General features: G+C 66.3%; 8 protein-coding genes. 6 read left to right on the top strand and 2 right to left on the bottom strand.

What is annotated here, in order from left to right; translation table 11 throughout:
- Both CK489_RS09585 and CK489_RS09580 read left to right on the top strand, forming a co-directional pair.
- The coding region (locus tag CK489_RS09585; RefSeq protein WP_095732142.1) for a GyrI-like domain-containing protein at nucleotides 1-573 on the top strand (573 nt) is incomplete at its 5' end.
- A gap of 5 nt (nucleotides 574-578) precedes the next feature.
- The gene (locus tag CK489_RS09580; RefSeq protein WP_095732141.1) at nucleotides 579-1,298 is read left to right on the top strand and encodes an SIMPL domain-containing protein; all 720 of its coding nucleotides are present in this window, start codon (nucleotides 579-581) and stop codon (nucleotides 1,296-1,298) included.
- 128 nt (nucleotides 1,299-1,426) lie between these two features.
- Here CK489_RS09580 and CK489_RS09575 read toward each other — a convergent pair whose 3' ends face one another.
- On the bottom strand, nucleotides 1,427-2,491 hold the full coding sequence (locus tag CK489_RS09575; protein WP_198960884.1) for an MBL fold metallo-hydrolase: 1,065 nt from the start codon (nucleotides 2,489-2,491) through the stop codon (nucleotides 1,427-1,429).
- A gap of 379 nt (nucleotides 2,492-2,870) precedes the next feature.
- On the opposite strand from CK489_RS09575, the gene ffh reads away from it, so the two are divergent.
- The 3 genes from ffh (at nucleotide 2,871) to rimM (ending at nucleotide 5,372) form a co-directional block, all read left to right on the top strand.
- Nucleotides 2,871-4,418, top strand: a complete 1,548-nt coding sequence (gene ffh / locus CK489_RS09570; RefSeq protein WP_050631463.1) for a signal recognition particle protein — start codon at nucleotides 2,871-2,873, stop codon at nucleotides 4,416-4,418.
- A gap of 82 nt (nucleotides 4,419-4,500) precedes the next feature.
- Nucleotides 4,501-4,833, top strand: a complete 333-nt coding sequence (gene rpsP / locus CK489_RS09565) for a 30S ribosomal protein S16 (protein WP_050424979.1) — start codon at nucleotides 4,501-4,503, stop codon at nucleotides 4,831-4,833.
- Between the two features lie 17 nt (nucleotides 4,834-4,850).
- Nucleotides 4,851-5,372: a ribosome maturation factor RimM gene (gene rimM / locus CK489_RS09560; RefSeq protein WP_050631462.1), complete on the top strand. Its 522-nt coding sequence runs from the start codon at nucleotides 4,851-4,853 to the stop codon at nucleotides 5,370-5,372.
- An 11-nt stretch (nucleotides 5,373-5,383) separates the two neighbouring features.
- Here rimM and gcvA read toward each other — a convergent pair whose 3' ends face one another.
- Nucleotides 5,384-6,295 (bottom strand): transcriptional regulator GcvA, encoded by a 912-nt coding sequence (gcvA, locus tag CK489_RS09555; RefSeq protein WP_198960883.1) that lies wholly within the window; start codon nucleotides 6,293-6,295, stop codon nucleotides 5,384-5,386.
- Between the two features lie 173 nt (nucleotides 6,296-6,468).
- Between gcvA and CK489_RS09550 the strand changes: the two genes are divergently transcribed.
- On the top strand, nucleotides 6,469-7,680 hold the full coding sequence (locus CK489_RS09550; protein ID WP_095732139.1) for an MFS transporter: 1,212 nt from the start codon (nucleotides 6,469-6,471) through the stop codon (nucleotides 7,678-7,680).
- Nucleotides 7,681-7,760 lie beyond the last annotated feature (80 nt).

The raw sequence follows: 7,760 nt of genomic DNA, 5'->3' as shown, positions 1-7,760 counted from the left end.
CCCCCCCGGTCGCCACCCCCCGCCCCCCCGCCGGCCGAGACCAAGTCGCCGGCCGACAGCCCCGCCGCGTCGCAGTCTCCGACGCCGCCGCCGGCCGCCCCGGTCCAGACCGCCGACCCGTTCGGCGAGCCGTTCACATTGGAGCCGAAGAAGGTCGTGATGCTGAAGGGCACGGCCAATTGGGATTCCGCCTTCGACGCGCTGATCGAGGCGTTCAAGCAGCTCACCGCCCTGCTCGACAAGGACGGCATCAAGGCGTCGGGCAACCCGATGATCGTCTACACCTCGACCGACGACACCGGCTTCACCTTCATCGCCGAAATCCCGGTCGATCAGGATGCGAAGAACCTCGGCAAGAACATGAGCATGGGCAATTCGCCCGACGGCAAGGCACTGAAGTTCGTCCACCGCGGCTCCTACGACAACATGGACAACACCTATGAGGCGATCACCAATCACCTCGACGACAAGAAGCTCGAAGCCAAGGACACCTTCATCGAGGAATACATCACCGATCCGCTGAAGACCGCCGAAGACAAGCTCGTAATCAACGTCTACGTACCCCTGAAGTGAGCCAGATGACCAACCGCCTACCCTTCGCCGCTGCCCTCCTCGCAACCACCCTGCTTGCCGTACCCGCAATGGCCGATTCCGATTTCCCGCCAGCGATTTCAGTCACGGGTGAGGCCACCGTCTCGGTGCCGCCGGACCAGGCCCAGCTCGATGCCGGCGTCACCACCGACGCCAAGACCGCGCGCGAAGCCTCCGACGCCAACAATGTGACGATGGGCAGGGTGCTGGCGGCGCTGAAGGCCGCCGGCATCGCGGAAAAGGACTACCAGACCTCGCGGCTGTCGCTGCAGCCGCAATTCGCCAACCGTCCGCCGTCGTCGCCGAACGCGCCGCCGAGCATCGTCGGTTATCACGCGAGCAACCGCGTCACGATCAGGCTGCATGACGTCAGCAAGGTCGCCAGCGTGATCGACGTCCTGGTCGGCGCCGGCGCCAATGATATCGGCGGGATCAATTTCTCGGTGTCGCAGGCTTCCAAGCTGCTCGATGAGGCCCGTGAAAGAGCTGTCGCCGACGCCCGCCGCAAGGCTGAAATCTACGCCAAGGCTGCGGGCGTCACGCTCGGCGCGCCGTTGAACATCGCGGAGGTCGGCTCGGCGCCGGTGCCGGTGTTCCGCGCCAAGATGGCCACGGCCGGATTCGCCGCACCGACACCGGTCGCGCAGGGCGAGGAAACGCTGACAGTCAATGTGAGCGTCTCCTGGGCGATCAAGCCGGCGCAGTAGTACCTGTCGTCCCTGCGAAAGCAGGGACCCACAACTCCAAATATTGATTGTTGCGCGACGCTGGGGCCGCGCTTCCGTTCGCAACCAAACTCGGTGGTAATGGGTCCCGGCCTTCGCCGGGACGACGGTTAGATCTCGAACACCTGGCCCGGCCTCAACGTCACGAATTTCTCCCGCGGCACTTTCGCCACATCCAGCGCTTCACCCAGCGCAATCGCCGGCGCGTCGATCGCCTCGTCGGTCAATTGAAACGTGCCGTGATGATGCGCCAGCGCTTGCGCGGCGCCGCAATCGGCCAGCGCCTTCACCGCATCCTCCGGGTTCATGTGCTGGTCGCGCATGAACCAGCGCGGCTCATAAGCGCCGATCGGCAGGATCGCGAGCCGGAGCGGGCCATGCGCCTCCGCCACGCGGCGGAAATGCCGGCCGTCGCCATAGCCGGAATCGCAGACGATGTAGAGCTTGCCGGCCGGCGTCTCCAGCACGAAGCTCGCCCATAGCGCCTTGTTGCGATCGAACAGGCCGCGCGCCGACCAGTGCCGCGTCGGCACCAGCGTCGTGGCGAGTCCGTTGCCGAGCTCGACGCGCTGATGCCAGTCGAACGCCTCGGCCTTGATCGCGGAATCCGCCGCGCGCATCGTGATGTCGTTGCCGAGCGGCGTGATCACGCGAGGACCAAACGTCATTTCAAGCTTCGACAGCGTCGCTATGTCGAGATGGTCGTAGTGACCGTGCGACACCAGCACGATGTCGATCTTGGGCAATTTCTCGAACGCAATGCCGGGATCATTGTGCCGCTTCGGACCTGCGAAGCTCAACGGTGAGGCGCGCATCGACCACACCGGATCGACCAGGATATTGAGGCCTGAGGTCTGGATCAGCCAGCTGGCATGGCCGACGAAGCACAGCCGCACCTTGTCGCCCTCGACGCGCGGCGGCGGCGTATCGGCATAGGGGCTCGGCGCCCATTCCGGCCAGACCGCGCGCTTGCCGCGCCCCGCGAACTGCCAGCGCAGCACCTCGCCGAGCGATTTCGGCGGCGAACCATCCGGATCGAAGAAATGTAGGCCGTCGAAGTGATCCGAGGCGGGGCCGTCATAGGTTTTCATCAGGGACATCCAGATCGAGGGCACGCCGATCGCAGCGGCGGCTCCGGTCAAGGTTGCAAGAACGCGGCGGCGGGTGATGGGCAAGCGGGTTCCCGAACAGGAGGCAGGCTCCGTTTATATGGGTGGCCACGCCGAATTCGGAATCAACGCAGCAAAATGACGTAATTTCAGTACCTTAAGGCGCAAGCGGCGCGATTTCCGGCGAAACTTGCCTTGACTTTGCCGCCCCGGCAGCGTTTAACGCAGCCACTTTCTCGGAAAGCTTCGTCTTTTCGACCCGCCGACTGGTCCTGGAGGCCAGAGGTCAACGCCCGACAGCGCGATGCGCCCTCGGGCGCGAAAGTGTTTGGACCATCATCTTGGCTCGGTGCCAAGGCAAACTATCTGGTCATCACCCCCGAATGCGGGCGGATGACCCGAAGCGAGCGAAGCGCGCTCACGGGCGCAACGAAGGACAACGGCATTGTTCGACAATCTGTCGGAACGGCTTGGTGGCATTCTCGATCGTCTGACGGGGCGCGGTGCGCTGACCGAAAAGGACGTCGATGCCGCGATGCGCGAGGTGCGCCGCGCGCTGCTCGAAGCCGACGTCGCGCTCGAGGTGGTCCGCAGCTTCATCGACCGGGTCCGCGAGCAGGCGATCGGCGCCACCGTCGTCAAGTCGGTGACGCCGGGCCAGATGGTGGTGAAGATCGTCCATGACGAGCTGGTCGCCACGCTCGGCTCCGACGGCCAGACCATCGACATCAACTCCGTGCCGCCGGTGCCGATCATGATGGTCGGCCTGCAGGGCTCCGGCAAGACCACCACCACCGCGAAGCTCGCGCGCCGCATGGTCCAGCGCGACAAGCGCAAGGTGCTGATGGCCTCGCTCGACGTCTACCGCCCGGCGGCGATGGAGCAGCTCGCGGTGCTCGGCCGCGACCTCGACATTCCGACGCTGCCGATCGTCGCCGGCCAGATGCCGCCGCAGATCGCGAAGCGCGCGCTCGAAGCCGGCAAGCTCGGCGGCTACGACGTCGTGCTGCTCGACACCGCCGGCCGCACCACGCTCGACGAAGACATGATGAAGGAGGCGGCCGAGATCAAAGCCGCCGCCAACCCGCATGAAGTGCTGCTCGTCGCGGACAGCCTCACCGGCCAGGACGCGGTCAACCTTGCGCGCTCGTTCGATGAGCGCGTCGGCCTCACCGGCATCGTGCTGACGCGCGTCGACGGCGACGGCCGCGGCGGCGCCGCGCTGTCGATGCGCGCGGTGACCGGCAAGCCGATCAAGCTGATCGGCACCGGTGAAAAGACCGACGCGCTGGAGGACTTCCATCCGAGCCGCATCGCCGGCCGTATCCTCGGCATGGGCGACGTCGTCTCGCTGGTCGAAAAGGCCGCCGCCAATATCGACGCCGAGAAGGCCGCGCGCACCGCCGAGCGGATGCGCAAGGGTCAGTTCGACCTCAACGACATGCGCGAGCAGCTGCAGCAGATGGCGAACATGGGCGGCATCGGCGGCCTGATGGGCATGATGCCCGGCATCTCCAAGATGAAGAACCAGATCGCGGCGGCCGGCATCGACGACAAGATCCTCAAGCGCCAGGTCGCGATCATCGATTCGATGACGCGGCAGGAGCGCAAGAATCCGGACCTGCTTAAGGCGAGCCGCAAGAAGCGCATCGCAGCCGGCGCCGGCCAGAGCGTCGAGCACGTCAACAAGCTTTTGAAGATGCACCGGAACATGGCCGACATGATGAAGGCCATGGGAAGCGGCAAGCGCGGCCCGCTCGCCGGCATCGCACAGGCGATGGGCTTTGGCGGCGGCATGAAGCCGCCCTCGCCCGAGGAGATGAAGGCGCTCGCCGAGAAGATGCAGGGCGGCGCCGGCGGCGGCCTGCCCAATCTGCCGAAGGATTTGCCGGCCGGGCTGCGCGGCGGCCTGCCGAACGTGCCGGGCCTGACCGGCCTTTCCGGCAAGCCGATGCTGCCGGGCCTCGGCGGCTTCCCGGGTAAGAAGAAATGAGCAATTCGTCGCGACGGCTCAGATGCCGGCGTGGCGCGGAATACCGATCAATCGAACACATCGACCTTTGAAGGAGAACTGAATGTCCGTTGTTATCCGCCTCGCTCGTGCAGGCACCAAGAAGCGTCCGGTCTATCACGTCGTCGTCGCCGACTCGCGCTTCCCGCGCGATGGCCGCTTCATCGAGCGTCTCGGCCACTTCAATCCGCTGCTGCCGAAGGACAACGAGGCGCGCCTGAAGCTCGACATGGACAAGGTGAAGGCCTGGCTCGCCAAGGGCGCGCAGCCGTCGGATCGCGTGACCCGCTTCCTCGACGCCGCCGGCGTCAAGAAGCGCGCGCCGCGCAACAACCCCGAGAAGGCCGTGCCGCGCAAGGAGCGCAAGGCGCAGGCCGAAGCCGCCGCCAAGGCATAAGCTGAACGGCGACCACGGTGACTGCACCGGTCTGTGTCGCCCGTATCGGCGCTGCGCATGGTGTGCGCGGCGCCGTCCGGCTGTGGACCTTCACCGAAGACCCGCTGGCCGTCAGGGATTACGGCCCGCTGATGACCAAAGACGGCTCGCGCCAGTTCGAGGTCACGCATGCGCGCGAGGCCAAGGACCATCTGGTGGTGACGCTGAAGGGCGTCGCCAGCCGCGATGACGCCGAACGGCTCAACGGCCTCGAACTCTACGTGCCGCGCGACCGGCTGCCGGACACCGACGACGGCGAATACTACCACACCGATTTGATCGGGCTCGCCGCAGTGACGACGGCAGAGCAGCCGCTCGGCAAGGTGATCGCGATCCATAATTTCGGCGCCGGCGACATCATCGAGATCGCCCCGCCGCAGGGCGCGACGATGCTGCTGCCCTTCACCAACGCGGTGGTGCCGACGGTCGATCTTGCCGGCGGCCGTGTCGTCATCGACCTGCCGCAGGAAATCGACGGCGACGATCCGTCGGCAGCCTAACCCGGATATTTTCAGCCCGTCATCCGGCCCTGCTGCTCAAGCCAGTCGCAGAACACCGCACTGTGCGGATCGTTGCTGCGGCCCGCCGCGAAGTAGGCGAAGTAGCTCCGCGCCGGCAGGCTGACGTCCGGGAACGGCGTCACCAGACGCCCGGCTGCGAGATCGTCCGCGATCAGCGCCGTCGGGCCCATCGCGACGCCGAGGCCATCAAGCGCGGCCTGGATCGTCAGATAGAAATGATCGAACGTCAGCGCCGCTGCCGGCTCGAGCGCGGAGTGTCCCGCTTCCGTCAGCCAGTCGCGCCACAGCCGCGGCATCGACGTGACATGCAGCAGCGTGTGCCTTGAGAGATCCGCGATCTCACGCAGCGGCTGTTGCTCGAGCAGCGATGGATTGCACACCGGCAACCTTCGCTCCGACACCAGGAAGCGCGATGAGAATCCGTGGAAGGTGTCAGGCCCGCCACGGATCACGACATCGAATGATTCAGGCAGCGCGTCCACGGGATCATTCGACGTGCTCAAGCGCACCTCGATGTCTGGATGCTCGGCACGAAACCGGCTCATCCGCGGCAGTAGCCAGCGCAAGCTGAAGGTCGCGAGCGCGTTGACGCGCAATACCGCGACGGCGGTATCGCCGCGCCGCGCGCGATGCTGCTGCACGGCCGCGGAAATCCGGTCGAGCGCCGGCGCGAATTCTGCCAGCAGCGCAGCGCCCGCCGGCGTCAGCACCACGCGCCGCACCGATCGCCGGAACAGCGCCGGCGCGCCCAGCCATTCCTCGAGCAGACGGATCTGCTGGCTGACGGCGCCATGGGTCACGCTGAGCTCGGCGGCGGCTTCCTTGAAGCTGCCGAGCCGCGCGGCGGCCTCGAAGGCGCGGACCGCATTGAGCGGCGGCAGGCTGCGGCGTGGGACGAACATGACCACCCAATACCAGATTTTCTAACGCATTGCCTGATTATTACTGATTTGTGACAACGAGCGATCGCGCGCATATTGCCCAACAAACTACTCGGATATCTCCCCTCTTTTCGAAGACGCCCTCCGATGCATCATCATCCAATCTTTAGATTTTCTTACCTTGGATGGCAGAGATGAGCGTGTCCGTCGAAGCCGGCGCGCCTCGTTCCGACCAAGCCCGGGCAACCCGCACGCTGACGGTGACTGGGCTCAACCATGCCCTCCACGACGGCTACACCGACCTGATCTACGTGCTGCTGCCGGTCTGGCAGGCCGAGTTCGCGCTGAGCTACGGGCTGCTGGCGCTGCTGCGCGGGCTCTATGCCGGCGCGATGGCCGGCCTGCAGATTCCGGTCGGGCGCGTCGCGGAGCGGATCGACGGCAAGATCATCCTGATCGCGGGCACGGCGCTGTCGGCGCTCGGTTATGTATTCGCCGGCCTCTCCGGCGGCGTGATCGGACTTGGCCTCGCGCTGGCGCTGTCAGGCGCGGGCTCGAGCACGCAGCATCCGATCGCTTCATCGGCGGTGTCGCGCGCCTACGGCGCGGGCGCGCGCGGGCCGCTCGGCATCTATAATTTCAGCGGCGATCTCGGCAAGGCGGCGATCCCGGCGCTGACCTCGATCCTGCTCGTGATCATGTCATGGCGGCACACGCTGCTCGTGCTCGCATTGGCCGGCCTGCTGGTCGCGATCTGCATCGCGCTCTGGATGCCGTCGGTTGGTAAGGGCGCCGAGCACAAGGCGAGCACAACATCGCGCCGCGCGAGCGCGGGCGGCGGCTTTCCCTGGCTGCTAGCGATCGGAATCCTCGATACCGCGGTCAGGATGGGCTTCCTCACCTTCCTGCCGTTCCTGCTGCGCGACAAGGGCGCCGCGCTGCCGACCAACGGCCTCGCGCTGGCGCTGGTCTTCATCGGCGGCGCTGCCGGGAAGTTCAGCTGCGGCTGGCTCGGCGCGCGGGTCGGCACGCTGCACACCGTGTTGATCACCGAGGGCGGCACGGCGGCGCTGATCCTTGCGGTGCTGCTGTTGCCGCTGGCGCCGGCGATCGTGTTGCTGCCGCTGCTCGGCGTGATGCTCAACGGCACCTCCTCGGTGCTGTATGGCACGGTGCCCGAACTAACGCCGCCGCATCAGACCGAGCGCGCCTTCGCGCTGTTCTATACCGGCACCATCGGATCGGGCGCGATCGCGCCGGTGCTTTACGGCCTGCTTGGCGATGCGCTCGGCCCGACACTCGCGACGGCTGCGACCGCACTGACGGCACTGGCGATCTGTCCGCTTGCGGTCGCGCTCGCGCGGCATCTCACCGACGAAGCTAACGCGCGCAGCGCCGACGCCTGACGCCGCATTTTGCAGCGTCGATCTGGCGCGGTCGGGTCAGCGCAATACATAGTCCGTTGTCGATGAGGACGGCCAACGGA

Origin of the sequence: Bradyrhizobium sp. UFLA03-84 (genome assembly GCF_002289535.1) — a bacterium.
GTDB classification, from domain to species: Bacteria; Pseudomonadota; Alphaproteobacteria; order Rhizobiales; family Xanthobacteraceae; genus Bradyrhizobium; species Bradyrhizobium viridifuturi.
The sequence above is the reverse complement of the archived record's forward strand: the minus strand, read 5'-3'. Positions and strand labels throughout refer to the sequence as shown.